The 26004-nt window shown below is 74.1% G+C and carries 24 protein-coding genes; 8 read left to right on the top strand and 16 right to left on the bottom strand.

Features of this window, described 5'->3' with window-relative positions; all coding sequences use genetic code 11:
• Window positions 1–301 precede the first annotated feature (301 nt).
• On the top strand, window positions 302–460 hold the full coding sequence (locus HL189_RS14060; protein ID WP_369134329.1) for an excisionase family DNA-binding protein: 159 nt from the start codon (window positions 302–304) through the stop codon (window positions 458–460).
• A gap of 48 nt (window positions 461–508) precedes the next feature.
• Here the strand turns inward: HL189_RS14060 and HL189_RS14055 are convergent, their stop codons facing one another.
• Window positions 509–2518 (bottom strand): ABC transporter ATP-binding protein, encoded by a 2010-nt coding sequence (locus HL189_RS14055; RefSeq protein ID WP_369134328.1) that lies wholly within the window; start codon window positions 2516–2518, stop codon window positions 509–511.
• Window positions 2515–4251 (bottom strand): ABC transporter ATP-binding protein, encoded by a 1737-nt coding sequence (locus tag HL189_RS14050; RefSeq protein WP_369134327.1) that lies wholly within the window; start codon window positions 4249–4251, stop codon window positions 2515–2517. Before HL189_RS14050 ends, HL189_RS14055 begins: the two co-directional genes overlap by 4 nt.
• A 264-nt stretch (window positions 4252–4515) precedes the next feature.
• Here HL189_RS14050 and HL189_RS14045 point away from each other — a divergent pair, with 264 nt between their 5' ends.
• A complete protein-coding gene (locus tag HL189_RS14045) occupies window positions 4516–5580 on the top strand; it encodes a DUF2332 domain-containing protein (RefSeq protein ID WP_369134326.1) in 1065 nt (354 codons plus the stop codon).
• 468 nt (window positions 5581–6048) lie between these two features.
• Window positions 6049–6207 (top strand): excisionase family DNA-binding protein, encoded by a 159-nt coding sequence (locus HL189_RS14040; RefSeq protein ID WP_369134329.1) that lies wholly within the window; start codon window positions 6049–6051, stop codon window positions 6205–6207.
• Window positions 6208–6274: 67 nt separating this feature from the next.
• On the opposite strand, the gene HL189_RS14035 is transcribed toward HL189_RS14040, so the two are convergent.
• From HL189_RS14035 to HL189_RS14025, 3 genes are all read right to left on the bottom strand, one after another.
• Window positions 6275–7303: a MerR family transcriptional regulator gene (locus HL189_RS14035; RefSeq protein WP_369134325.1), complete on the bottom strand. Its 1029-nt coding sequence runs from the start codon at window positions 7301–7303 to the stop codon at window positions 6275–6277.
• Window positions 7297–7941, bottom strand: a complete 645-nt coding sequence (locus HL189_RS14030) for a HEAT repeat domain-containing protein (protein ID WP_369134324.1) — start codon at window positions 7939–7941, stop codon at window positions 7297–7299. Before HL189_RS14030 ends, HL189_RS14035 begins: the two co-directional genes overlap by 7 nt.
• Window positions 7942–8078: 137 nt before the next feature.
• Window positions 8079–10205 carry an MMPL family transporter gene (locus HL189_RS14025; RefSeq protein ID WP_369134323.1) on the bottom strand — a complete coding sequence of 709 codons (2127 nt, stop codon included), beginning with the start codon at window positions 10203–10205 and terminating at the stop codon, window positions 8079–8081.
• A gap of 84 nt (window positions 10206–10289) precedes the next feature.
• On the opposite strand from HL189_RS14025, the gene HL189_RS14020 reads away from it, so the two are divergent.
• Window positions 10290–10775: a MarR family winged helix-turn-helix transcriptional regulator gene (locus HL189_RS14020; RefSeq protein WP_369134322.1), complete on the top strand. Its 486-nt coding sequence runs from the start codon at window positions 10290–10292 to the stop codon at window positions 10773–10775.
• 264 nt (window positions 10776–11039) lie between these two features.
• Here the strand turns inward: HL189_RS14020 and HL189_RS14015 are convergent, their stop codons facing one another.
• The 7 genes from HL189_RS14015 to HL189_RS13985 form a co-directional block, all read right to left on the bottom strand.
• Window positions 11040–11834 (bottom strand): ABC transporter ATP-binding protein, encoded by a 795-nt coding sequence (locus HL189_RS14015; RefSeq protein ID WP_369134321.1) that lies wholly within the window; start codon window positions 11832–11834, stop codon window positions 11040–11042.
• Complete coding sequence (locus tag HL189_RS14010; protein ID WP_369134320.1) at window positions 11828–12835, bottom strand: FecCD family ABC transporter permease; 1008 nt, start codon at window positions 12833–12835, stop codon at window positions 11828–11830. Before HL189_RS14010 ends, HL189_RS14015 begins: the two co-directional genes overlap by 7 nt.
• A 74-nt stretch (window positions 12836–12909) precedes the next feature.
• The gene (locus tag HL189_RS14005; RefSeq protein ID WP_369134319.1) at window positions 12910–13968 is read right to left on the bottom strand and encodes an ABC transporter substrate-binding protein; all 1059 of its coding nucleotides are present in this window, start codon (window positions 13966–13968) and stop codon (window positions 12910–12912) included.
• Between the two features lie 109 nt (window positions 13969–14077).
• Window positions 14078–15547 (bottom strand): MFS transporter, encoded by a 1470-nt coding sequence (locus HL189_RS14000; protein ID WP_369134318.1) that lies wholly within the window; start codon window positions 15545–15547, stop codon window positions 14078–14080.
• Window positions 15544–15756 (bottom strand): hypothetical protein, encoded by a 213-nt coding sequence (locus tag HL189_RS13995; protein WP_369134317.1) that lies wholly within the window; start codon window positions 15754–15756, stop codon window positions 15544–15546. The genes HL189_RS14000 and HL189_RS13995 overlap by 4 nt, the downstream gene beginning before the upstream one ends.
• A 2-nt stretch (window positions 15757–15758) precedes the next feature.
• On the bottom strand, window positions 15759–15929 hold the full coding sequence (locus HL189_RS13990; protein WP_369134316.1) for a hypothetical protein: 171 nt from the start codon (window positions 15927–15929) through the stop codon (window positions 15759–15761).
• Between the two features lie 200 nt (window positions 15930–16129).
• On the bottom strand, window positions 16130–19045 hold the full coding sequence (locus HL189_RS13985; RefSeq protein WP_369134315.1) for a BTAD domain-containing putative transcriptional regulator: 2916 nt from the start codon (window positions 19043–19045) through the stop codon (window positions 16130–16132).
• A gap of 157 nt (window positions 19046–19202) precedes the next feature.
• Between HL189_RS13985 and HL189_RS13980 the strand changes: the two genes are divergently transcribed.
• From HL189_RS13980 to HL189_RS13965, 4 genes are all read left to right on the top strand, one after another.
• Window positions 19203–19829 carry an FMN-dependent NADH-azoreductase gene (locus HL189_RS13980; RefSeq protein ID WP_369134314.1) on the top strand — a complete coding sequence of 209 codons (627 nt, stop codon included), beginning with the start codon at window positions 19203–19205 and terminating at the stop codon, window positions 19827–19829.
• A 13-nt stretch (window positions 19830–19842) separates the two neighbouring features.
• A complete protein-coding gene (locus HL189_RS13975) occupies window positions 19843–20223 on the top strand; it encodes a nuclear transport factor 2 family protein (RefSeq protein ID WP_369134313.1) in 381 nt (126 codons plus the stop codon).
• On the top strand, window positions 20220–21083 hold the full coding sequence (locus tag HL189_RS13970; protein WP_369134312.1) for a PhzF family phenazine biosynthesis protein: 864 nt from the start codon (window positions 20220–20222) through the stop codon (window positions 21081–21083). Before HL189_RS13975 ends, HL189_RS13970 begins: the two co-directional genes overlap by 4 nt.
• A gap of 197 nt (window positions 21084–21280) precedes the next feature.
• Entirely contained in the window at window positions 21281–22252 is a 972-nt protein-coding gene (locus HL189_RS13965) for a zinc-binding alcohol dehydrogenase family protein (RefSeq protein ID WP_369134311.1), read from the top strand.
• Between the two features lie 13 nt (window positions 22253–22265).
• Here the strand turns inward: HL189_RS13965 and HL189_RS13960 are convergent, their stop codons facing one another.
• From HL189_RS13960 to HL189_RS13945, 4 genes are all read right to left on the bottom strand, one after another.
• Window positions 22266–22766, bottom strand: a complete 501-nt coding sequence (locus HL189_RS13960; RefSeq protein ID WP_369134310.1) for a phosphohydrolase — start codon at window positions 22764–22766, stop codon at window positions 22266–22268.
• A gap of 80 nt (window positions 22767–22846) precedes the next feature.
• Window positions 22847–23803: a VWA domain-containing protein gene (locus HL189_RS13955; RefSeq protein ID WP_369134309.1), complete on the bottom strand. Its 957-nt coding sequence runs from the start codon at window positions 23801–23803 to the stop codon at window positions 22847–22849.
• Window positions 23800–24750 carry a DUF58 domain-containing protein gene (locus HL189_RS13950; protein ID WP_369134308.1) on the bottom strand — a complete coding sequence of 317 codons (951 nt, stop codon included), beginning with the start codon at window positions 24748–24750 and terminating at the stop codon, window positions 23800–23802. Before HL189_RS13950 ends, HL189_RS13955 begins: the two co-directional genes overlap by 4 nt.
• Window positions 24747–25871: an AAA family ATPase gene (locus HL189_RS13945; protein ID WP_369134366.1), complete on the bottom strand. Its 1125-nt coding sequence runs from the start codon at window positions 25869–25871 to the stop codon at window positions 24747–24749. Before HL189_RS13945 ends, HL189_RS13950 begins: the two co-directional genes overlap by 4 nt.
• Window positions 25872–26004 lie beyond the last annotated feature (133 nt).

The following is a 26004-nucleotide window of genomic DNA, read 5'->3' as shown; positions in this document are numbered from 1 at the left end:
GTGCCCGGGTCGCTCCAGGTCGTGGCCTCGCCCTCCCAGGTGCCGTGTGCACGAAGACGGCGGAAGCGGCACCGTGACAGTGCCGGCGAGCTGATCCGGGGGTCGCACAGCCGGCGAGCCGGTGCGCGACGCTCCGTGGCAAGCCCGCTGACGACCGCTCGCGGGACGCCGCGCACCGCGTGTCACCTGGGGCGACGCAGCGAGCGTCAGCGGCCCCTCGCCCGCGACCGGCGCCGGCCCGCCCGCTCCGCGACCGGTCGCCGCGGCGCCCGCTCCGCGCGCCGCGGTCAGCTTCCTCACCGTGGCCGAGGTCGCGGCGATCATGCGGGTGTCCAAGATGACCGTCCACCGCCTCGTGCACGGCGGGGAGATGGCCGCCGTGCGCGTCGGCCGCTCCTTCCGCGTCCCCGAGCCGGCCGTCCGCGACTACCTCAGCGGCGCCCGCACCGACGTCGCCTGACAGCCCGGCCACGCCACCCACGCAGCCGATCCGGGACTTCCCTCGGGGTCAGGTCGGCGCGCCGGCGAACTGCGCGTTGTAGAGCCGCCAGTAGGCGCCGCGCACGGCGAGGAGGTCCTCGTGGGTGCCCTGCTCCACGATGGCGCCGTCCTGCATCACCAGGATGAGGTCGGCGTCGCGGATCGTGGAGAGCCGGTGGGCGATCACGAAGCTCGTGCGGTCGCTGCGCAGGGCCGCCATCGCGTGCTGGAGCAGCAGCTCGGTGCGCGTGTCGACCGAGCTGGTGGCCTCGTCGAGGATCAGCAGCGACGGATCCGACAGGAACGCCCGGGCGATGGTGATCAGCTGCTTCTCCCCGGCGGAGATGTTCGAGGCCTCCTCGTCGATCACCGTGTCGTAGCCGTCGGGGAGGCTGTGCACGAACCGGTCGACGTAGGTCGCCCGCGCCGCCTCCAGGACCTGCTCCCGCGAGGCCCCGGGGTTGCCGTAGGCGATGTTGTCGAAGATCGTCCCGCCGAACAGCCAGGTGTCCTGGAGCACCATCCCCACCCCGGACCGCAGGTCGGCGCGGCTCATCGTCGCGATGTCGACGCCGTCGAGGGTGATCCGGCCCGCATCGATCTCGTAGAACCGCATGACCAGGTTGACCAGCGTCGTCTTGCCCGCCCCCGTGGGGCCGACGATCGCGACCGTCTGGCCCGGCTCGGCGACCAGCGACAGGTCGCGGATCAGCGGTGCATCGGGCCGGTAGAAGAACGCGACGTGGTCGAACTCGACCCGGCCGCGACGTTCGGCGCGCACCGCGGGCACGGCCGGGTCGGGCGACTGCTCGGGCGCGTCGAGCAGCTCGAAGACCCGTTCGGCCGAGGCGACGCCGGACTGCAGCACGTTGGCCATCGACGCCGCCTGGGTGAGCGGCTGGGTGAACTGCCGCGAGTACTGGATGAACGCCTGGACCTCCCCCAGGCTCATCGACCCCGAGGCGACCCGCAGCCCGCCGACCACGGCGATGGCGACGTAGTTCAGGTTCCCGATGAACATCATCGACGGCATGATCAGCCCGGAGACGAACTGCGCGCCGAAGCCGGCGGACATCAGCTCGTCGTTCTTGGTCCGGAACTCCTCCCCGGCCTCCCGCCGGCGGCCGAAGACGCGCACCAGCTCGTGCCCGGTGAAGGACTCCTCGATCAGCCCGTTCAGCGCCCCGGTGTGCCGCCACTGCGCCACGAAGTAGGGCTGGCTGCGCTTGGCGATCGCCCGGGTGAGCAGCAGCGACACCGGCACGGTGACCAGCGCGATCAGCGCGAGCAGCGGCGAGATCAGCACCATCATCACCAGGACCCCGACCACGGTGAGCAGCGAGGTCAGCAGCTGGCTCAGCGTCTGCTGCAGGCTGGTCGACACGTTGTCGATGTCGTTGGTCACCCGGGAGAGCACCTCGCCGCGCTGCTGCCCGTCGAAGTACGCGAGCGGCAGCCGGTTCAGCTTCGCCTCCGCGTCCTCGCGGAGCCGGTAGACGGTGCGCTGCACGATCCCGTTGAGCAGGTGGCCCTGCCCGTAACCGAAGACCGCCGCGCACAGGTAGATGGCGATCACGCCCAGCAGCACCAGACCGAGGGCACGGGAGTCGATGCCGGCACCGGGGACGACGTCCTGGGACTCGAGCACCCCCAGCACGGTGTCGTTCCCGGCCGCCCGCGCCTGGTCCGCGGCCTCGGCCTCGGTGATGCCGGACGGGAGCTGCCTGCCGATGACGCCGGCGAAGATGACGTCCGTGGCGTGCCCGAGCACCCGGGGACCGATCACGTTCAGCGCGACGCTGACGACGCAGAGCACGAGCACGGTGAGGACGCCGGCCCGTTCCGGCCGCAGCCGGCCGATCAGCCGGCGGGCGGACGGGCCGAAGTCCGACGGCTTCTCCGCCGGCTGTCCGACCCCGGCCCACGGCGGCCCACCGCCCCGGCGTTGAGCCGCCATGCCGCGGGCCGCGCGCGCCGTGTCGGCGTCCTGCCGCGGCGCCTTCCCGGCCTGGCCACGGCCCCTGGTCGACGTGCTCATGCCACCGCTCCCTCGGCGCTGAGCTGGGAGGCGACGATCTCCCCGTAGGCCGCGCAGGACGTCAACAGCTCCTCGTGGCGGCCGGTCCCGACCACGACGCCGTCGTCGAGCACGATGATCTGGTCGGCGTCGGCGATGGTCGACACGCGCTGGGCGACGATGACCACCGTCGCCTGCGCGGTGACCGGCGCCAGCGCCGCCCGCAGCCGGGCGTCGGTGGTGAGGTCCAGCGCGGAGAAGGAGTCGTCGAAGAGGTAGACCTCGGGGCGCCGGACCAGCGCCCGGGCGATCGCCAGCCGCTGCCGCTGCCCACCGGAGACGCTGGTGCCCCCCTGCGCCACGGCGGTCCGCAGGCCCTCGGGCATCGCCCGCACGAAGTCGGCCGCCTGCGCCACCTCGAGCGCGGCCCACAGCTCGTCGTCGGAGGCGTCGGGACGGCCGTAGCGCAGGTTGCCGGCCACGGTGCCGGAGAACAGGTACGGCCGTTGCGGCACCAGGCCGATCCGGCTCCACAGCACCTCCTGGTCCAGCTGCCGGACGTCCACGCCGTCGAGCAGCACCGCGCCGCCCGTGGCGTCGAAGAGCCGCGGGACCAGCGAGAGCAGCGTCGTCTTGCCGGCGCCGGTGCTGCCGATGACCGCGGTGGTCTGCCCCGGCGACGCGGTGAAGGAGATTTCGGACAGCACCGGCGCGACCGCCCCCGGATAGCTGAACGTGACCGCGTCGAAGACGAGCTCCCCGTCCGAGCGCAGCGGCGCGACCGGTGCGGCGGGCGGTTCCACCGATCCCACGGTGTCCAGCACCTCGCCGATCCGGTCGGCGCAGACCGACGCCCGCGGGATCATGATCGCCATGAAGGTCGCCATCATGACCGCCATCAGGATCTGCAGCAGGTAGGCGAGGAACGCGGTCAGCGCGCCGATCTGCATCTGCCCGGCGTCGATGCGGCCGGCGCCGAACCAGAGCACCCCGACGCTGGAGACGTTGAGCACCAGCATCACGATCGGGAAGATCAGCGCCTGCAACCGGCCCGCCGCCGTGGCGACGTCGGTGATGTCGGCGTTGGCCCGGGCGAAGCGGGCGACCTCCTGCGGCTCGCGGACGAAGGCCCGCACCACCCGGATGCCGGTGATCTGCTCGCGGAGCACGCGGTTGACCACGTCGATGCGCGTCTGCACGAGCCAGAACAGCGGCACCATCCGCCGGATCACCAGACCGATCGAGATGACCAGGACGGGCACCGAGACGACCATCAGCCAGGACAGGCCGATGTCCTCGTTGAGCGCCATGACGACGCCGCCGATGCACATGATCGGCGCGGCGACGAGCATCGTGCACGACAGCAGCACCAGCATCTGGACCTGCTGGACGTCGTTGGTGTTGCGGGTGATCAGGGAGGGGGCCCCGAAACGGTTCATCTCCCGCGCGGAGAAGGTGCCCACCCGGTGGAACACGGCGGCCCGGAGGTCGCGCCCGAAGCCCATGGCGGTGCGCGCACCGAACCACACCGCGCCGACCGAGCACACGATCTGCAGCAGCGTGACCGTCAGCATCCAGCCGCCGGTGGACACGATGTACCCGGTGTCGCCCCGGGCGATCCCGTTGTCGATGATGTCGGCGTTGAGCCGGGGCAGGTACAGCGAGGCGATGGTGCTCACCAGCTGCAGCCCGCCGACCGCCAGCAGCGGGCCACGGTAGGCCCCCAGGTGGGTGCGGAGCAGCCGGAGCAGCACGGGCGGTCCCTTCGTCGGTGCGGACGGAAGCGCGGAGCGGCGCTTCCGTCCCGGTCGCGCACGGTGCCGCACGAGGCACTCCCGCGTCAGGTGGGTGGATCGCCGGCCGCTTCGTTGCGGAGGTCACCGATCATCCTCGAGTCTCCACCTCGCCCGTGGACGGCTCCAGGGGTTTTCCGGCGTCCACCGGTCCCGGCGGAGGTGTCGTCGTCCCGATGAGGGGATCGTCGGGGAGCATGCCCGGACCGAGGAGGCGCCGACCCCATGGGTGAGGCCCGCACGCTCGCCTCGGTGTACCGGCACTTCGGTGCGGTCGACTCCGCCGGGACCTCGCCGCTGTACGAGCGCGTCGCCGTCGCGCTGAGCGAGTCCGCCGAGGCGCTGGGCGCCCTCGAGGCGGCACCGGCACGCACGCGGCACCCCGCGCTGGTCCTCGCCGCGTTGCACGACCTCGCCCTCGCCGGACGCGCCCCGGCGCTGTCCGCGGCCTACGCCGCCGCGGACGGCGACGCGGCCGCTGCCGCGGCCATCGACACGCTGCTCCGGATGACCGACGCGGTCGTGGCCATCGCCGTGCGCCGGAAGCCGCAGACCCTCGAGGCCGGACGCTGCGCCGTGCTGTACCCCGCGCTCGCCGAGGCGGCGCGCCGGGCGGGCGCGGATGCGGTCGGGCTGGTCGACGTGGGCTCCGCGGCCGGGCTCAACCTCCATGTCGACCGCGTCGGCATCGCGTACAGCGACGGGCGATCACTGGGTGACCCGTCCGCTCCGGTGCAGCTGTCTGCGGCGCTCGTCGGGCACCGGCCCGTCCCGTCCCGGGCGTTGCCGCAGGTCGTCACCCGGATCGGCGTCGGCCTCGATCCGGTGGACCCGGCCGACCCGGACGACGCCCGGTGGTTGCGCGCGTGCCTGGCGCCGGACCAGCCCGACCGGGCCGCGCGGCTCGACGCCGAGCTGGGGCTGGCGGCGACGGCCCCTCCGCTGCTGCTGCGGGGCGACGCCGTCGAGGTCCTGCCGGACGCGTTCGCCCGGGTACCCGCGGACGCGCTCCCCGTCGTCATCACGACGTGGTCGCTGTCCCGCTCCCCGCTCGAGGACCGCCTGCGCTTCCTGCAGCGCCTCGACGGGGCGGCGGCCGGGCGGGCGGTGGCGTGGGTCTCCGTCGAGGGGGTCGGGGTCGCGCCGGCGATCCCGACCCTCGGCGATCGTCGCGCCTCCGGCCACAGCATCATCGGCCTGGCGGTGTTCGACGGGTCGGCCCTGCACGCCGAGGCCGTCGGCCGCTGCTGGTCGCGGGGCCGCCTGCTGGCGTGGCTGGCCGACTCGTAGCTCGGCCACGTCCCCCGACACGCCGCGGGGAGCCCGCTGACGACCGCTCGCGGAACCCCGCGCACTGCGCGCGTCACCTGCGGCGATGCATCGATCCCCGGCTGCGCCAGGGCCAACTACTGCCGAATCGGACCGGTTCGTCTCGTCCTCCTCCCACTCGCGTGCCCGCAGCAACTTCCTTACTGTCTGTTGCAGCACAGACGCGAACCGTCGCCAGACGGCAGACCGCATCCCGCGCCCCTCGAGGAGACCGACATGACCCTGCCCCAGCGCTCCCCCGCTCCGGCTCTCCCCCGTCAGGCCGCCTACGGCCAGCCCCACTCCCGCCCGGCCGGCGTCCGCCAGCACCCCGGCGCCGGCCCGATCGGTCAGCGGCCCCTCGCCCCCCGACCGGCACCGGCCCGCCCGCTCGCTCCGCGACCGGTCGCCGCGGCGCCCGCTCCGCGCGCCGCGGTCAGCTTCCTCACCGTGGCCGAGGTCGCGGCGATCATGCGGGTGTCCAAGATGACCGTCCACCGCCTCGTGCACGGCGGGGAGATGGCCGCCGTGCGCGTCGGCCGCTCCTTCCGCGTCCCCGAGCCGGCCGTCCGCGACTACCTCAGCGGCGCCCGCACCGACGTCGCCTGACAGCCCGGCCACGCCACCCACGCAGCCGATCGGCGACATCGGGCGGCGAGCTGGAGACCCGGGCCGGCTAGGAGGACCGGTCGGCGTCCGGTCCCGGCCGGGCGCGCGCCGTCCTGATGAACGCAGCCGTCCGTGCGACGCGGGGTTCTGGGTCCTCGGTGAGCGCCTCCAGCGTCCGATCGGCGACCGGGCCGCGGATCTCGGCGAGCGCCTGCACCAGTCGCAGGCGCGCACCGAGCGCGGTCCCCTGGCGGCCGAGCTCCTCGGCGAGCGCGGCCGCGACCTGGTCGTCGACGTCCGACGCGCGGGCGGCCGCGCCGAGCACCTCGGCGGACTCGACGTCCTGGATGCCCGCCACCACCATGCCGATGAGCACGGGGATCGCGCGGACGTCGCCGCGGGCCCCCACCGCGAGAGCAGCGTGCCCGCGGACGGCCGGGTCGGCGTGGGCCAGCGCGTCGGTCAGCAGTGCGGTCGCCCCGTCGCTGTCCAGCTCCGCGATCGCGGTCACGGCTCGCCGTCGTCTCTCCGCGTCCGGGGAGTGGAGGGCGGGCCCGAGGACACGCAACGCCTCGTCGTCCGAGCGCGCCAGCGCCCACCGCAGCGCACCCGCCACGTGGGGATCCGCCTCCTCCAGCACCGCCTCGGCGAGGAGACCTCCGGGCGGGCTCGCGTCGGCCACCGTCGAGAGCGCGCTCCGCTGACGCCAGGACGGGTCGTCCGAACCCAGGCCGCGGATCAACGACACGATGCGCAGGACGTCGGTCCACTCCGTGGGCCGGCCGTCCTCCACGTGACGCAGTCGCCGGAGCAGCTCCTGCTCACGGGCGATGCGTTCCTCCGTGCTGGCGATGAGCTCGCCCACGAGATCGGACGGCGTGAAGCCGGGGTCGTCCAAGGCGCGCCGCAGGTCGCGCAGCGCCAGTCCGAGCGACCTGAGGCTCTCCACGTGGAAGAGCCGCCGGACGTCGTCCGACGAGTACTCCCGGTACCCGCCCGCCGTGCGTCCCGTCGGTGACACGAGCCCGAGGGCGTCGTAGTGGCGCAGCATGCGGGCACTGATGCCTGCATGCCGCGCCACGTCACCGATCAGCACGGTCCCTCGTCCGCGGTCGGGGCGTTCTCCAGGGCGACGACCCGCTTCGCCTCGAAGACCGCTGCGTCGAAGCCCGCCTCGGGGTCGCGCAGCAGACGCTCGGTCGCGATGGCGTGCGCCCGCACGCCGGCGTCCCCGTGCCGAGCGGCGTCCGCGAGGACCGGCACGGCGGCGTCGCCCAGGTCGGTGAGGGCCCGGCTGAGGCTCAGCTGCACGTCCCGGCCGCCGCGCCCCAGCTCGGCCGCGAGCGCCGCGGCGAGCTGCCCCTCGCCACCCGACGGGACGAGCACGACGGCGGCGCGCCACGCGCTGCGGGCCACCTCGTCGTCGGCATCGTGCAGGAGCTCCGGTGTGATCGCCGCCCACCCCCGTGGGTCGCCGACCTTGGAGAGGGTGTGCAGCGCCTGGCTCCGCGCCTGGCCTCCCGCCGCCTTCGTCTCCTCGAGCAGACGCGGGACGGTGACGGACGCGGGGAGCCTGGTCAGCGCCCAGCTGAGCATGTCGCGCACGTAGAAGTCCGGCTCGACCGCGCACCTCTCGACCAGTGCCTCGACGTGGCCTCCCTCGGGGTGCGTACCGGCCGAGAGGGCGGTCTGCAGGCGCCGTGATGGCTCCGGCGAGCTCAGGGCCTGCCGCAACCTCGTGCCGACTCCCGTTCCGTGTGGTGTGTTCACATCGACCTCCTGCACCCAGGAGACACGTTGTCACCGTGTCAAGGTCAAGAGCGGTCCGGCGGTGTCCCGCAGGTGTCGTGACGGATGCCCGGCCGGACGGCTCAGACGCGGGCGAGCTCGCGCTCCGGCTCCGCGGCGGTCGGGCCCTTCGCCAGCTTGCTCGGCCACCAGATCCGCTCACCGATGAGGTGGACGGCGGCCGGCACGAGCAGCGAGCGGACGACGAACGTGTCGATCAGCACGCCGACGCCCACGAGGAAGCCGAGCTGGATCAGGATGACCAGCGGCAGCACGGTGAGCGCGCCGAAGGTCGCGGCCAGGACCAGTCCGGCGCTGGTGATCACCCCGCCGGTGACGGTCAACGCACGGGTCATGCCCGCCCTGGTCCCGTGCACCATCGACTCCTCGCGGGCGCGGGTCATCAGGAAGATGTTGTAGTCGATCCCCAGCGCCACCAGGAAGACGAAACCGATCAGCAGCACCTGCGGATCACTGCCCGGGAAGTCGAACAGGTGCTCGAAGGCCAGCGCGCCGAGGCCGACGGTCGCGGCGGTGCTGAGCGCGACGGTCGCGACCAGCAGCAGGGGCGCCACGATCGCCCGCAGCAGCAGCGCCAGGACGACGGTGATCACCAGCAGCACCAGCGGCACGATCACCGCCAGGTCCCGGGCGGCGGTCTCCTGGGTGTCCAGGTCCTGCGCCGTCGAGCCACCGACCAGCGTCTCGGGGTCGACGTCGCGCAGCGTCGTCCGCAGGTCCGCGACGGCGGCCTGCGCGGCGGCGCTGTCGGGCGCGTCGCCGAGGGTGGCGTCCAGCCGGACCAGCCCGTCGGACTCGACCGGCGCACCGCCACCGGCCCCGGGCGGCCCCGGCTCACCGGTGTAGGGGACGACGTCGACCACGCCGTCGACGGAGGTGGCGGCGTCCGCGACGTCCTCCCACCCGTCGGCCGGCGTGATGATGCTCGCCGGGCTGGCCCCACCCGCGTCGTAGTGGCGGGCCAGGGCCTCCTGCCCGGCCGCGGACTGCGAGCCGCCGCGCACCGCCTCCGACAGCGGGATGCCGTCGTCGTCGAAGGTGGGCAGGAACGCCGCGAGGGCGAACAGACCCACCAGGCTCCAGATCAGCACGCGGGCCGGACGGCGGCCGACCGCGGTGGCCACCCGCTCCCAGCCGCGGCCGGAGCGCTGCTCGTCGCCGTACCGCGGCCGGAACGGCCAGAACGCCGCCCGCCCGAACAGGACGAGGACGGCCGGCAGGAAGGTGAGGGCCGCGAGCATGGCGAAGGCGATGCTCACCGCGGAGATGGGGCCGAGGCCACGGTTGGAGCCGAGATCGGAGAACAGGAGGCAGAGGACGCCGAGGATCACCGTGCCGCCGCTGGCGACGATCGGCTCCCAGGACTGCTTGAGCGCCACCCGCATCGCGGCGAAGCGGGACTGCTCCAGCCGCAGCTCCTCCCGGTAGCGGGCCACCAGCAGCAGCCCGTAGTCGGTGGCCGCGCCGACGACGAGGATCGAGGCGATGCCCTGGCTCTGCCCGTTGACCTTGATCCAGCCCTGGTCGGCGAGGAAGTACGCGACCGCGAGCGAGACGACCAGGGCCATGCCCGCGGTGCCGATGACGAGCAGCGGGAGCAGCGGGCTCCGGTAGACCACCAGCAGGATGAGCAGCACGACGCCGAAGGCGGCGACGAGCAGCAGCCCGTCGATGCCGGAGAAGCCCTCGGCGAAGTCGGAGAAGACCGCACCGGGCCCGGTGACGTAGGCGGTGGTGCCCTCGACGCCGGGCAGGGCGCGCAGCTCGGTGATGACCTCGCCCAGGGTGTCGCCCAGGTCGGGGTCGAACGGGAGGACCGCCTGGACCGCGACGCCGTCCTCGGACGGGATCGGCGGGGATGCCTCGCCGTCCAGGGCGCCCGCCTCCTCGGCGACCGCGACCGCGTCACCCACCCGCTCGGCCACCCCGGCGAGCGCCGCCTCGTCGAGGGCGCCGTCCTCGCTCTCCCACAGCAGGATCACCGGGAGGGTGCGCTCGGTGCGGAACCCCTCCTGCAGCTCGGTGACGCGGGTGGACTCCGCGCTGTCGGGCAGGAAGGCGGCGGAGTCGTTCTCCGACACGGTCGCGAGCTTGCCGCTGAACGAGCCCAGCGGGCCGGCGAGGCCGAGCCAGAGCAGGGCGATCACCGCCGGGAGCAACCAGCGGAGTACAGAGGTGCGGCGGGGCATCGTGGTCCTCGGGGTGGGTAATCTCGATCGTCGAGAGATCTCACGGTACGACGATCGGCGACCGACGGCGAACGGAGGTGACCTGTGTCGGATGACGCAGCGCGCGCCCGGCTGGACATCTCGCTCCTCCTCCGCCGGCTGACCGTCGAACTGGATGCAGTCGGCGGGCGGTTCGCCCAGGCGCACGGGCTGAACCGGACCGATGTCCGCGCGCTCGTCGCGATCATGGACGCGGCGCGCAGCGGGCAACCGATGACCGCCGGCCGGCTCGGCGACGCGGTGGAGCTCGCCTCGGCCTCGACCACCGCGCTGCTGGACCGTCTCGAGCGCGTGGGCCATCTGCGCCGGGTGCGCGACCCCGCGGACGGCCGCCGGGTGGTGCTGGAGATGTCAGAGTCGGCCATGGCCGCGGGCGCCGAGTACTTCGGCGGGCTGCAGCGGGACCTGGCCGCGGCGATGGATGCCTACACCGACGAGGAGCTGGCTCTGGTGGAACGCTTCCTGCGGGACATGACCGCCGTCGCCAGCCGGTACGCGCGCACTGCCGACGGCGAGGACGCCCAGCGCTAGCGGGGAGTGGACGCCCTCGGTCGCGAGGCGTGCCCACGGGTCGAGGGGAGCCCCGCCGCTGCCCGCCGGACGGACACTCCTGGCCTGCTGGGCATGCACGCTGTGCAGATCACCCGCTTGCGGGCCCGAGGTCCTCGACGTCGTCGACCTGCCCGCCCCGTCCCCGGTGAGGCCAGCAGCTCTACGACGTCAGCGCCGGTAGCCGCACGCGGGCCGCTGCTCTGGCCGAGGTCGACGATCGACCATGCCAGCGCCCCAGCCCGTTCAGGGCCGCGGCGTCGCGGCCGACCCCGGCGGGCCGGGCTCGAACAGGACCGTGGGGCGGCCGCGCGCGCCCAGGTGCACCTGCGCCCGCACCCCGTACACCTCGCCGATGAGCTCGGCCGTGAGCACCTCGGCCGGCGGACCGCCGGCCACCGCCCTCCCTCCAGCCAGTACGACGACCGAGTCGCAGAAGGTGGCCGCCAGGTTCAGGTCGTGCAGCGCGATGACGGTCGTGACCGGCAGCCGCTGGACCAGCGACAGCAGCTCCAGCTGGTGCCGGATGTCCAGGTGGTTGGTCGGCTCGTCCAGCAGCAGCTCGCGCGGCTCCTGCGCGAGCGCTCGGGCGATGTGCGCCCGCTGCCGCTCCCCGCCGGACAGGGTGTGCCACAACCGGTCGGCCTTGTCGGTGAGCCCGGTGTGCTCGAGCGCTGCGGCGACGGCCGCCTCGTCGCGGGACGCGGTCGCGCCGAGGAACCCGCGGTGCGGGATGCGCCCCAGTCGCACGACGTCGCTCACCCGGATGTCGGTGTCGGTGTGTGCGTGCTGGCCGACCACCGCGACGACACGCGCGACGTCGCGCCGGGTGAACGAGCCCAGCTCCTCGCCGTCGAGGGTCACGACACCGGAGTCCGGCTTGGACGTGCCCGCGAGCAGACGCAGCAGCGAGGACTTCCCGGAGCCGTTGGGTCCCAGCAGGCCGACGGTCGTGCCCGGTGCCGGCGTCAACGTCACCGTGTCGACGACCAGCACGCCGCCTCGGCGCCACCCCACCCGCTGTGCCTCGAGGGTCACCACGCCCGCCGCTTCCGGATCAGGATCAAGACGAAGGCCGGCACACCGATCAGTGCCGTCCCCACGCCGACGGGCAGGGGCGTGGGCTGGAACGCCACCCGCGAGACGGCGTCCACCCACACCATGAACACCCCGCCGATCAGCACCGTGGCCGGTACGAGCCGGGAGTGGCGCGGCCCCACGAGGAACCGGGCGGCGTGCGGCAGGACGAGCCCCACGAAGCCGATGGCCCCCGCGATGCTGACCAGCGTCGCGGTGATGACCGCAGTGAGCACGAGCAGCAGCATCCGCGTGCGCGCGACGTGGATGCCCAGTGAGTCGGCGACGTCGTCGCCGAAGGAGAAGGCGTCCAGCGCGTGCGTCTGGCACAGGCACCAGATCGTGCCGACGAGCACCACGGCAGCACACAGCGCGACGTCGTCCCAGCGCACCCCCTCCAGGGAGCCAAGCAGCCAGAACATCACCCCTCGGGTCTCATCGGAGTCAGCGAAGGCGAAGATCACGAAGGAGGTGAGGGCGGAGAAGAACTGGGTGCCCGCCACGCCGGCGAGGATGACCCGGTCGGTGCCTCCCCCGGACAGCCCGGCCAGCAGGACGACCAGGCCGAAGGCCACCAGCGCGCCGATGAACGCACCGCCGGACAGACCCAGTACCGACCCGCCCAGACCGAGCACGCCCAGCAGGACCGCGCCGGTGGACGCTCCGGAGGAGATGCCCAGCAGGAAGGGGTCGGCGAGCGGGTTGTGCAGGAGCGCCTGCAGCACGGCGCCGCAGATGCCGAGCCCGGCACCGCAGGCGGCCGCGGTGAGCGCCCGCGGCAGTCGCTCCTCCCACACGATGGCGTCCTTCACCGCCCGGACCGGGACGTCGGCGAGGCCGACGTGGTTGAGCAGGACGTCGCGGATGTTCACCAGTGAGACGTCTGCCGGACCCAGCGTGATGGCACCGGCGACAGAGAGCAGGACAGCGGCGAGCCCGGCAGTGGCGAGGAGGACCCCGCCCACCCCGGGTCGGCGCCGACCCGTACCGGCGTCGCCCGTGCCGACGTGGCGCGTGCCGGCGAGGGCCGACCCTGCGCTCAGGACGCGGTCCCGAGCTGCTCGAGTCCGTCGGCGAGCTTCTCCAGTCCGTCGACGAAGCGGATGGACGGGTTCATCTCCGCGCCGTGCAGAGCGATGTACCGCTCGCCGCGGACCGCCTCCATGGTGCTGGTGAGCGGATCGGCAGCCAGGAACGCCTTCTTGTCCTCCAGACGGTCACCCGGGAACCGGTCGCGCAGGAGGTCACCCAGCACGAGCACGTCCGGGTCCCGCTCGACGACGGTCTCCCAGCCCACGGCCGGCCAGTCCTCGTCCAGGTCGGCGAAGACGTTGGACGCCCCCACCGTGGTGGCGAGCAGGCTTGCGGAGCCGAAGCCGCCGGCCACGTAGGGGCTCTTGGTGTCGGCGAACCAGAACGCCATCGTGACGTCGCGCTGATCGATCCGGGCAGTCGCCGCTGCGGCACGCTCCTGCAGCTCGGCGATCAGCTCGTCCCCGCGGGAGGGCACGTCGAAGGCCTGGGCGAGCTCGCGGATCTCCTGGTACAGCGAGTCGATCTCCAGCAGCCGGGTACGCGTGCCACCGCCGTTGATGCTCTGGCCGTCCTCGCAGTCGGTGGGCGAGAGGTACGGCTCGATGCCGGTCTCGGCGAACCGGGCACGTTCGGCGACCCCACCGGTGGCGTAGTGCCGACCGAAGGAGGCGGTGACCAGGTCCGGATCGGTACCGAGGACCGCCTCGTAGCCGGGCGCGTTGTCGGCCAGCCGCGGGACGGACTCGTTGGCCTGGGCCAGGTCGGGCAGCACCGGGTCGGTCCACGAGGCGGTTCCGACGACGCGGTCCCCGAGCCCGAGGGACAGGAGGATCTCGGTGGAGCCCTGGTCGAGGGACACCACACGCTGCGGCGGGGCGTCGATGGTCAACTCCGTGCCGCAGTTGTCGATCACCAGCGGGTATTCCGTGACGCCCTCGCCCTCGCCCACGCCCCCGTCGGGGGTCGCCGGCCCCACCGGCTCGGAGGCGCCGCAGGCGGTGAGGGCGCAAGCGGAGGCCAGTGCGACGGCCGCGACCCGCAACCGTCGAGTGGACGTGCTCATGTGCGTCGTTCCTTCGTGTGGGTCAGGTGCTGCTCGCCAGGAACCGGCGCGTCGACATGCTGAGTCGCAGTGGACGCCCGGGTGCTTGAGCTTTGGCTAACCTAACTCATCATGGGCTGGGCCGCTGCCGAGGAGGCCGGGCCGCCCCAGGCGCCGGGCAGGACGTGGTCCCCACCCCCGGCATCGGTGCCCGCAGCAGGCCGTGAACCCGTGTACCGGGCCCCGGGCCGGCGCGCAGGCCGGACGGGCGGCCAGGGCGGGCGGTCACCGGTTGGCGGGCTCCTCGGCGGGCACGGCCGGCACCGCTGGGGACGGCGCCCGGCGCGCGGTCGATGCGGCGGGTGATCAGCCACAGCCCGACCGCCGAGAGCGCGGGCAGGACGGCCAGCACCAGCCACGGCAGCGCTGCAGCCGGTCCCGGCTGCGCGGCGCGGTCCAGCAGCGCACCGATGCCCGTGCTGCCCACGAGCACCGCCAGGCCACCGGCCGAGGCCAGGAATCCGAAGTGCGCGCCCAGCCGCCGTTCGCCGGCGAGGCGAGGAACGAGGTCCTGGGCCATCGGGACGGCGACCATCTGCCCGAGGCAGAGCAGCAGCACCATGCCCACCGCCGGAGCGAGCGCCCAGGGCCCCGGTGGCGGCGCGAGCGGAGCGCAGACGGCCACCAGCGCGAACGAGGCCGCCATCAGCCCGAAGCCGAACGGGAGCGCCCGGCGGGGACCCGCCCGCCGGGCGCGGGCGGTGATCCGCAGTTGGCACACCACCACGGAGATCGCGGCCAGGACGAACAGCCAGCCCAGGGCTCCCTGGCTGCCGGTCGCCCGGGTCAGCTCGACGGGGAGGGCCAGGTACAGCTGGTTGTAGCTGAGCAGGTAGGTGCAGTAGCAGGCGGTGAAGGCGAGGAACGTGCGGTTGCGCAGCACGTGGCCCCACCCCGCCATCACGCTCTCCCGTACGCCGCCCTCGAGGGCGCCCTCGGTGCGCACGTCGCCCGGGAGCCAGCGCACATGGGCGAGCAGGACCAGACCGAAGACGCCGGCGGCCACCCAGCAGGTGACCGCGAAGGGCACTGCCAGCAGCACCGCCCCGAGCACCGGCCCGGTGACCGAGCCGAGCCGGCTGGCGATCGCGTCGAGCCCGAACACCTCCGCACGGGTGGCCACGCCGGCGGCCTCGAGCGCGCTGCCCTGGGCGGCGAGTGCCGACTCCACCGCCGGGGAGAACAACGCGGCGGCGAACCCCACCAGCACCGTCCCGGCGAGCACGCCGGCCAGCGAGGTGGTCAGCGCGAGCACGGCGAAGCCCACGATCCGGACGGTCACACCCACGACCACCACCGGCTTGACCCCGAACCGGTCGGCCAGTCCGCCGCCGAGGAAGAACAACCCCTGCTGGCTGAACGTCCGCACCCCGAGCACCAGCCCGACGACGCTGCCAGCCAGTGCCAGGTCCTGGGTCAGATGGACCGCGAGGAAGGGCACCACCAGGTAGAAGCCGATGTTGAACGCGAGCTCGGAGGCGAGCAGCAGGCGCGGCACCGGAGGGAGCCGGCGGAAGAGCACGAGCGGGGTCCAGCTCACGACAGCACCAGCCGCGGCCCGGCGGCGACCAGCGCCCGCCCGGGCGCGCTCCCGGGTGCGGTGACCACCTCGCCGTCCGGGCCGCTGTCGACGATCCGTCCCCGGGCCAGCACCACGACGACGGAGCACAGCCCGGAGACCACACCGGGGCCGTGCGGGACGACCAGCGGCGCGACGCGCTGGATGGCCTCCCGCAGCGAGCGCACCATCTTCAGCCGCCCCCTGCATCCAGCGCGCTCACCGACTCGTCGGCCACCAGGACCTCCCGGATCGGCGCGCGCAGCCGCATCGGGCGGGCGGCGCAGACCGGGCGGCCGGAGGCAGTGCGATGGGTGACCAGCGGAACTCCCCCACGGCGGCCGTGGGACGTGGACCGGCCCACCGGGTAGACAGCCTATTGCCACGGTTTCGCAACAGCGACCCCGGTGGGTCGATGGCGAGGGACCGGGCAGCGAGGCCGTCCCGAAGTCCGTCGGTGGGTGCCGTCGGTGCAGGCGTCGCGGGATCCGCCCTCGCGGCAGCGGCCGCCGGTCCGGCGGTGCAGCTGCCGCGGGTCGCGGGTCGGGCGGAGCCGACCGGCGGTCAGCGGTCGCAGGTCCCGTCCAGCAACTCCTCGACCGATCGCTGACGCCCCTCCGCGACAGCGGCCTCGTACCGATCACCCAGAGCGCGCCGCAGCCGAGGGGACCAGCGGTCGAGTCGGCGCAGCTGGAGCCGCGTGCGCGGTGCACCGACCTCGATCCGCAGCTGCTCGGCACGACCGAGGAGCTGCGCCGCGCGCACGGCGTCGTCGGTGAGCAGCGCCTCGGCGAGCAGTTCCACGCTCTCGGCGAGTGCCGTCGGCTGGCCCAGCTCGCGGGCGGTGTCGGCCGCCCTGCGGTAGAGGCTCAGGGCAGTGACCGGGTCGCCGCCGGCCAGGTGGACCTGGCCCAGCGTCTGCAGGGCCGCCGTGACGCCTTCGGGATAGCCGGCCGACTCGAAGATCTCGAGGCTCTCCCGTGCCGGCGCGGCGGCCTCCGTCGGATGCCCGGCGGCCAGGTGGGTACGGGCGAGCTGCTCGAGGCACAGGCCGACGAGGTGCTGGTCGCCCACGCGGCGCAGCACGTGCCGCGCGTCGACCAGCAGCTGCCCTGCCAGCTCGGTCTCCCCGTGGTCCAGCGCGGTACGGGCGCGCAGCACCAGTCCCAGACCGGTCCCGCTGTCGTGGGCGACCGAGCGGAACAAGGTGACCGCCCTGTCCTGGGCGTCGGCCGCTTCGTCCAGCCGGCCCAGTGCCCACGTGGCCGTCCCGAGGTGCAGCAAGCTCCGGGCCTCGCCCCGGACGTCGTCGATGGCGGCGAAGCCGGCCGCCGCGCGCCGGCACTCCTCCTCGGCCGTGCCCAGCTCACCCATGGACTCCGCATGCATGCCGGTCGCGAGGTGCAGCGAGGCGTCGATGCGGGCGCCGTGCGTTCCGGCGGCCCGCGCCTCCGCGATCCACCGCCGAGCCTCGGCGAACGACCCTTCGTAGGACCAGAACCACGACAGCGAGCAGACCAGCTGAGCGCCCAGGGTGGGCCGAGGCGGGGGTCCGTCCAGGCAGTGCCGCAGCGCCGTGCGCAGGTCGGCCGAGGCGGTGCGCAGTTCGGCGAACCAGCCCGCCTGATCGGCACCGCGGATGTTGCGGTCGGCCTCCTCGGCGAACGCGGCGTACCACCGGGCGTGGCGGTCCCCTGCGGCTCGAACCTCGTCCGGCTGCGTCGCCAGGCGGTCGGCGGCGTAGGCCCGGATCGTGTCCAGCAACCGGAAGTGGTCGTCGTCGGTCGGCGACACCAGGGACTGCCGGACCAGACCCACCAGCAGCCGGAGGCCATCGGTCCGCAGACCCGCTCCGGCAACCTCCACCCCGGCCTCCAGGGAGAAGGGGCCGGCGAAGACGGACAACCGGTTCAGGAACACCGCCTCCTCGTCGGCCAGCAGGTCGTAGCTCCACTCGACGGCTGCCCGGAGGCCAGCATGGCGGGCGGGCGTGCCGGAGCCGCCACCGAGCAGTCGCATGCGGTCGCCCAGGACGCCGGCGATCTTCGCGGGACTGAGCGCAGCGGCATGGGCCGCGGCCAGCTCGATCGCCAGCGGGAGACCATCGAGCAGCCGGCAGACCGTGGCGACGTCGCGGGCAGTGCCCTCGTCCAGCACCAGGGCAGGGCGTACCGCGGCCGCGCGCTCGTGGAACAGCCGCATCGCGTCCGGCAGGGCGAGGGGCGGCACCGGCCACGTCATCTCGCCCGGCACGCCCAGCGGGCGCCGGCTCGTCGCCAGGACGCGCAGCCCCCGGCAGCCGGCGAGCAGCGGCGCGAGCAGCCCGTTGAGGTCCTCAGCCACGTGCTCGCACGTGTCGAGGACGAGCAGCACCTCCCGGCTGCCGATCCAGCGGCGGAGCTCCGAGACGGCATCGCCGGTGGCCAATCCCGTGCCCGCGGCTGTGGCGAGAGCCATCCCGACGCCAGGTCCACGTGCGACGGTCGCGAGATCGGCCCACCACACGACGCCGTCCCGCCCCTGCACCGCCTCCACGGCGAGCCGGGTCTTGCCCACGCCGCCCGGACCGGTCACGGTGACCATCCGGTGGCCGGCCAGCAGCCGGCGCACCCCGGCGGCTTCCTCCTCCCGCCCGATCAGGGGGGTCAGCGGCACCGGGAGCTCCGGCGAGCCCGACGGCGCCGCCGGGATCCCCGGCGGCGCGACGTCGGCGACGGGGTCCGGCTCGGCGGCCGGTGGCGGGTCGAGCGCGGGGTCCTGACGCAGAATCTGCCGCTCGAGCGTCTGCAGCGCCGGGCTGGGGTCGAGGCCGAGTTCGTCGACGAGCGCCGCTCGGGTGGCCTCCAACGCCCGGAGCGCGTCGGCCTGTCGTCCGGACCGGTACAGCGCGAGGGCGAACTGGCCGTGCAGCCGCTCGCGGAAGGGATGCTCGCGGACGAGCTGGGCGAGGTCGGCCAGCGCCTCGTCGTGCCGCCCGAGCGCCAGGAGGCCGGCGGCCCGCGCCTCGTGGGCCTGGAGGCGGAGCTCGTCGAGCCGGGTGATCTCCCCCTGGGCGAATGCGTCGTCGGCCGCCTCGCTCAGTGCCGGGCCACGCCAGAGCGCGAGCGCCTCCGCGGCGAACCGCAGCTGCTGGGCTGCGTTCATCGAGGCCGCGGTGGCGGCCCGCGCCAGGTCTTCGAAGCGGAACATGTCCACGCCGTCTCGCGGTACCACGAGCCGGTATCCGGAGGGCGTGCGGTCGACCTTCACGTCCGTGTCGGCCAGCGCGCGGCGCAGGTAGGAGATCAGCAGGTGCAGAGCGTTGTCGGCGTTGACCGGCGGCTCGTCTCCCCACAGCTGGTCGATGAGGACGTCCCGGGGCACGGCGTCGCCGCGACGCACGAGCAGCGCCAGCAGGAGGCGGCGGGGTCGGCCGCGGCGCACGGGGTGGGACCGCCCGGCGTGCGCCACCTCCAGCGGCCCCAGCACCAGCAGCGACACCGACCGGCCCCGTTCGACGCGTGGGATGACGACGACGGCCGCGAAGTTACCGCTCCGGCGGCCGCCCGCGACACCGGCGCAACAGGACGGCGACAGCCCTCGGACCGACGGTCTCCACGGACGCGGCGAGGGGCCGCGCACGATCCGAGGAGTTCCCATGTCCCGCCTCCTGCACATCTCCGCCTCCCCGCGCGGAGCACGGTCCGAGTCGCTCGCCCTGGCATCGACGTTCCTGGAGACCTACCGGGAGCTGAACCCGCTCGACACCGTCGAGCGGTTCGACCTGTGGGACGGCACGCTGCCGCAATTCGGCCCGGCTGCCGCCGGCGCGAAGATGACGATCTTCGGGGGTGGCGTTCCTGCGGGCCCCGAGGCCGAGGCGTGGAACGCTGCGCGCACCACGTTCGAGCGCTTCGACGCCGCGGACAAGTACGTCTTCAGCGTGCCGATGTGGAATGCCGGTGTTCCCTACATCCTCAAGCAGTTCATCGACGTGGTGAGCCAGCCGGGCATGGTGTTCGGCTTCGACCCGGTGGCCGGCTACACCGGCCTGCTGCGCGGCAAGAAGGCGGTCCTCCTGCTGACCAGCGCGGTGTACGGCCCGAGCCGGCCGGCGTCCTTCGGCTCGGACTTCCAGTCCCCCTTCCTCCGCGACTGGCTGCAGTGGGCAGGCGTCCGCGAGATCGCGGAGGTGCAGTTCCGACCCAACCTGGCCACTGAGGACGCCGCGGCCGGCCGTGAGCGGGCGCACGAGGACGCCCGGCGGCTCGCGGCCAAGTTCTGAGCGGGGGAGCTCGGTGAGCCGCTCGCCCGAGGAGGTCGTCCTGGGCTTCCTGCTGGACGTCCGCTCCGGAGAACGGCCCGAGCGCGTCCACGACCACCTCGCCCGCTGGGTCGTCGCCCGCCAGGGACGGCCCGGCGCGAAACGCACAGCGGCGGTCCGCGACCCCGATCAGCACGTCCGGCACGTGCGCGAGATGCTCTCCTCGGTCGGGCCGTGGACCTTACAGGTGCTCCACCTGACTGCGTGCGGCGACCTGGTGGAGGCGTCGTGGCGGCAGACCGGCCGTGTCGTCGAGCACGGCGGGGCGCGCTACCGGGTCGAGGACGATCGCATCATCGAGTACTGGATCGAGTTCCGTCACGACGTCGCCAGCCCGGGAGGAGCACTCCGGTGACGAGCACACCCGAGCCCCAGGTCCTGTGGTACACCGCCTTCAGCGCCACCACGGACGGCGGCAATCCGGCGGGCGTGGTGCTCGACGCCCGCGGGATGACCACCGAGCAGATGCTCGCGACCGCCACCGAGGTCGGGTTCTCCGAGACCGCGTTCCTCGAGCCGCGGGAGGACCGCTTCGCCGTCCGCTACTTCAGCCCGCGGGCCGAGGTCAGCTTCTGCGGGCACGCCACCATCGCCTCGGCCGTGGCCTGGGCACAGCGGCACGGCCCGGGCCGGCTGCGCTTGGACACTCCCGCCGGCGAGGTCGACGTCGTCGCAGGGACGGCGGACGACGGAACCGTCCGGGCGACGCTCACCAGCGTTGCGCCACGGACGGTCGACCTCGGGGACGACGACCTCCGCGACCTGCTCGTCGCGCTGCGGTGGTCGCACTCCGATCTCGACCCGGCACTGCCGCCGCGGGTGGCCTACGCGGGGGCCTGGCACCCCGTGCTCGCCGCCGCGACCCGCGACCGGCTGCGTGCGCTGGACTACGACTTCGATGCCCTCGCCGCCCTCATGGACGCGCGTGGGTGGACCACGGTGGACCTCGTGTGGCGCGAGGGCCCCACCACCTTCCACGCTCGCAATCCCTTCCCGCCGGGCGGGGTCGTGGAGGATCCGGCCACCGGTGCAGCCGCCGCGGCCTTCGGCGGATACCTGCGCGAGGGTGGGCACGTCGGCGTGCCCACCACGGTCACGGTGTTCCAGGGCGCCGACATGGGACGCCCCGGGGTGCTGGAGGTCGGCATCCCCGCCGACATCTCGAGCGGCATCGACGTGACGGGGACCGCTGTCGCGCTGGAAGCGATCGCGTAGCCCTACCCTCGGCCGGCTACGAGGTGAGGGGACGGCCCGGATCCTCCCGACGACTCGAGACACGGACCCAGGCCGCTGACGCAACCTGACCGCCCCTCCCGAACCGGGTCGACTGGCGCGGGGTCGGTCCCTCCCGCCACGGCGCTGCGGTGGCCGGACACACAGCTCGATGCGGTCGTTCACCTAGCCTCAGGCACATGCGTGCCGTGCAGATCACCCGCTTCGGCGGACCCGAGGTCCTCGACGTCGTCGACCTGCCCGACCCCGTCCCCGGCGAGGGCCAGCAGCTCTACGACGTCAGCGCCGCCGGCATCAACTTCGCCGACACGCACCAGACCGAGAACAGCTACCTGGCCCCGCAGGAGCTGCCGCTGGTCCCGGGAGCCGAGTTCGTCGGCATGCCGGCGGACGGCGGCCCGCGGGTGGTCGGCCTGCTCGCCGGCGGCGGCTACGCGCAGAAGGTGGCGGCGTCCCCGCGGCTGACCTGGCCGGTGCCCGACGGCGTGACCGATGACCAGGCGCTCGCCGTCGTCCTGCAGGGCACGACCGCCTGGCACCTGCTCCGCACCAGCGCGCACCTCTCCCCCGGCGAGTCCGTCGTCGTCATAGCCGGCGCCGGCGGCGTCGGCTCCCTCGCCGTCCAGCTCGCCCAGCGCTGGGGCGCCGGCCGGGTGATCGCCACCGCCTCGAGCGCGGAGAAGCGGGCCCTCGCCGAGGAGCTCGGCGCGGACGCCACCGTCGACCCGGCCCTCGCCGACGACGACCCGAAGCAGTTCACCGCCGCGCTGCGCGAGGCCAACGGCGGCCGGAAGGTCGACGTCGTCCTGGAGATGACCGGCGGCAACGTCTTCGACGGCTCGCTGTCCGCGCTGGCCCCGTTCGGTCGGCTCGTCGCCTACGGCACCGCCGGCCGCGTGCCCCCGAAGCCGGTCGACCCCCACGCGCTCATGGGCACCAGCCGGGCCGTTCTCGGGTTCTGGCTCGCCCACTGCTTCAGTCGCCCGAAGATGCTGGACGAGGCGATCGGCGAGCTGCTGCCGCTCGTGGCCGAGGGCGCCCTCCGGCCGGTCGCGGGCGGGCAGTACCCGCTGTCCGCCGTCCGCGAGGCGCACCAGGACCTGCTCGCCCGCCGCTCCACCGGCAAGCTCGTCCTCGACCCCCGCCGCTGACGGCCCCGGCCGCTCAGGCCAGGATGCGGTGCCCGTCGGCCGCCTCGGCCTTGAGCAGGATCCGCCGGGCCGGGAGGTAGCGGCCCTCGCGGAGGCTGCGGGCCCGGTCCGGGTCGGTCCGGGCCAGGACCAGGGTCTGGTCGAGCTCCCGCTTGTTGTCCAGCAGCGCGACGAGCCGGCCCAGCCGGTCGGCGGCCGAGCGCTGGATGACCCCGCCGAGGTAGCGCTCGCCCGGCCGCCGGGTGACCGCGTCGATCGCCTGGACGACCTCCTCGGGCACGTCCAGGGCGCGCAGCCGGTCGACGTCGTAGCGGCGGGTCACGTCGGGGTGGTCACGGGTGTCCTCGATGACGCGGTGCAGAACGGCCGCCATCTCGGCGAGGACGCCGTACGGCACGGCCGACTCGGCGAGCGGGAGCAGCCGGTACAGGTAGTAGTCGCGGCCGTGCTCGTCCACCTGACCCTCGTGCGCCTCCATCGCCAGCAGGTGGGCCGACGCCACCGTGAACAGCACGGGATGGAGGCTAGGAGGCGCGGGCACCCGGATGGCGGTCCCGGTGAACGGCACGGTGCCGGAACCGCTCCGGGCCGGGGCTACAGCAGGCGGGACGTCCACAGCAGCGAGGCGACGATGCCGAGGAAGGCGAACAGCAGGCCGCCGCGGACGAACCACGGGCTGATGTCCTGGGGCTCGGTGGTGTAGCCGATCTGGCTGCCGAGGTCCTCGTAGACCTCCTCCAGCTCCTGCTGGCTGGCCGCCTCGCTGTAGCTGCCGCCGGTCTCCTCGGCGATCTGCTCCAGCGTCGCCCGGTCCACCGGCACCGGCACGGTCTCCCCGTTGAGGTCCAGGGTGCCGTAGTCGGTGCCGAAGGCGATCGTCGAGACCGGCACCTCCGCGCCGTTGGCCGCGTCGATCGCCTGCGTCGCGTCCCGGCCAACGGTGCTGTACCCGTCGGACAGCAGCACGATCCGGGCCGGCGGCGCCGCCTGCCCGTCGGACTCGAGGCTGGACTGGAAGTTCGCGATGGCGGTGAGCGAGGTGAAGACGGCGTCACCGATGGCGGTCGCCTCGGCCAGCTCCAGGTTGTCGATCGCGGTGCTCACCTGGTCCCGGTCGGTGGTCGGGGTGACCAGCGTGGTGGCGGTGCCGGCGAAGGAGACCAGCCCCAGGTTGATCCGGGCAGGCAGCACGCCGACGAACTGCTTGGCCGCGATCTGCATCGCCGCGAACCGGTCGGGTTCGACGTCCGTGGCCTGCATGGACAGGGACACGTCCACCGCCATGATCACCGTGGCGCGGTCCCGCGGGACCCGCACCTCGGTGCTCGGCGCGGCCAGCGAGGCGACGAGGACGGCGAGACCCAGCGCCACGAGCCCGAAGGCCACGTGCCGCCGCCAGCCGGCCCGCTTCGGCACCAGCGAGCCCAGCAGCGCCACGTTGGTGAACCGCGCCGCGTAGCGGGCCCGCCGCAGCTGCAGCAGCACGTACAGCGCCACGAGCGCGACCACCGCCAGCAGGGCGAGCAGCCACCACGGGGACTGGAAGGTCATCGGGAGGCTCCTCCGGTGCCGGCGCGCCGGCGGTCGGCGACGAAGCGGACGACGTCGGCCAGCCAGTCCCGGTCGGTGCGCAGCCGCAGGTGCGCGGCACCCGCCCGGCGCAGCGCGGCGGCGATCTCCGCGCGCTGGGCGGCGGCGCCCTCGGCGAAGCGGCGGCGGAACGCGGCGTCCCCGGTCGGCACCTCCAGCGTCTGCCCGCTCTCCGGGTCGACCACGGTGAGCAGCCCGACGTCGGTCAGCTCCAGCTCCCGCGGGTCGAGCACCTCGATGGCGAGCAGCTCGTGCCGCGCGCCCAGCCCGCGCAGCGGCCGCTCCCAGTCGGCGTCGCCGAGGAAGTCGGAGATCACCACGACCAGCCCGCGGCGCCGCGGTGGGCGGCGCAGCAGCTCCAGCGCGGCGGCCAGGTCCCCGCGCCGTCCACCGCCCGCGCGGGGCGTGGCGACGACGGAGCGCAGCAGCCGGTCGGCGGCCAGCCGGCCGGCCGTCGCCGGGTAGCGGTCGACCCGCTCGCCGGTGGTGACGATCGCGCCCAGCCGGTTGCCGCCGCGCACGGTGAGGTGGCCGACCGCGGCGAGCCCGGCGACGGCGAGGTCCCGCTTCTCGCACCCGGCGGTGCCGAAGTCCAGGCTCGCGGACAGGTCGACGACCGCCCAGGTCTCCAGCTCCCGGTCGGCGATGGTCTCCCGCACGTGCGGGACCTGCGTGCGCGCGGTGACCGGCCAGTCCATCCGGCGGACGTCGTCGCCCGGGTGGTAGGCGCGGGCGTCGCCGGCCTCGCTGCCCGAACCCGGCACGAGGCCCAGGTGGTCGCCTTGCAGCAGCCCGTCCAGCCGGCGGCGGACGGTGAGCTCGAGCTTGCGGAGCAGCGCCTCGGCGGCCGGGCCGCCGCTGCCGAAGTGCGGCGGCGCGCCCGGCGGCGGGGAGGGGTGCCCGGTCACACCCGTTGCGGACCCGGGCCGCCGTCGGCCCGGCCGCCGTCCGACTGCCCACCCGGCCCGGCCCCGTACTGGGGAGCCGGCATCGGGAGGCCGGGCGGCTGCCAGCCGCCGGGGCCGGCCGGGAACGGGGCGACCGGCCCACCGGGTGAACCCGGCCCGTAGCCGTCGGCCCGCTGCCGCGGCGTGACCTGCGGCAGCGGCACGCTCTGCACGATCCGCTTGACGACGTGGTCGGCCGGCACCCCGTCGGCCAACGCGTCGTAGGAGAGCACCAGCCGGTGCCGTAGCACGTCGGCGGTCACGTCCAGGACGTCCTGGGGCAGCACGTAGTCGCGGCCGCGGATCAGCGCGAGCGACCGGCTGGCCGCGATGAGGCCGAGCGAGGCGCGCGGGCTGGCGCCGTAGGACACCCAGCCGGCGACGTCCGGCATGCCGTGCTCCCGGGGGGCGCGGGTGGCGACGACGAGGCGCACGACGTAGTCGACCAGCGCGTGGTGCACGAAGACCTCCGAGGCGGTCCGCTGCAGCCGTCGCACGTCGTCGGGGCCGAGGACCGGCTCGGCCACCGGGGGCACCGAGCCCATCCGGTAGATGATCTCCCGCTCCTCCTCGGGGCTCGGGTAGTCGACGAGCACCTTGAGCAGGAAGCGGTCGCGCTGCGCCTCGGGGAGCGGGTAGACGCCCTCGTTCTCGATGGGGTTCTGCGTGGCGAGCACCAGGAAGGGGTCGGGCAGCGGGTGGGTGACCCCGCCGATCGAGACCTGCCGCTCGGCCATCACCTCCAGCAGCGCGGACTGCACCTTCGCCGGGGCCCGGTTGATCTCGTCGGCGAGCACGAAGTTGGCGAACACCGGGCCGAGCTCGGTGTCGAAGGCGTCCTGCCCGGCCTTGTAGATCCGGGTGCCGATGATGTCCGCCGGGACCAGGTCGGGGGTGAACTGCAGCCGGGCGAACCTGCCGCCGACGACCCGGGCGAGCGTCTCGACGGCGAGGGTCTTGGCCACGCCCGGCACGCCCTCGAGCAGCACGTGCCCGCGGGACAGCAGGCCCACCAGCATCCGCTCGACCAGCCGGTCCTGCCCGACGATGACCCGCTTGATCTCGAACAGGGCGCGTTCGATGCGTGCGGCGTCGACCGACGGCGGGGTGTGCTGATCCGGGGAGGGAGCGCTGCTGGCGGCGGTCACGCCGCCAGTCTCCTACAACCGGCTGTGCGGGCACCCGGTGCGCACAGCGGGTCCGCCGTCGCGCTCC

The organism is Modestobacter sp. I12A-02662 (assembly GCF_041028325.1).
Lineage (GTDB): Bacteria > Actinomycetota > Actinomycetes > Mycobacteriales > Geodermatophilaceae > Modestobacter.
This window is presented reverse-complemented; position numbering and strand designations above follow the sequence as displayed.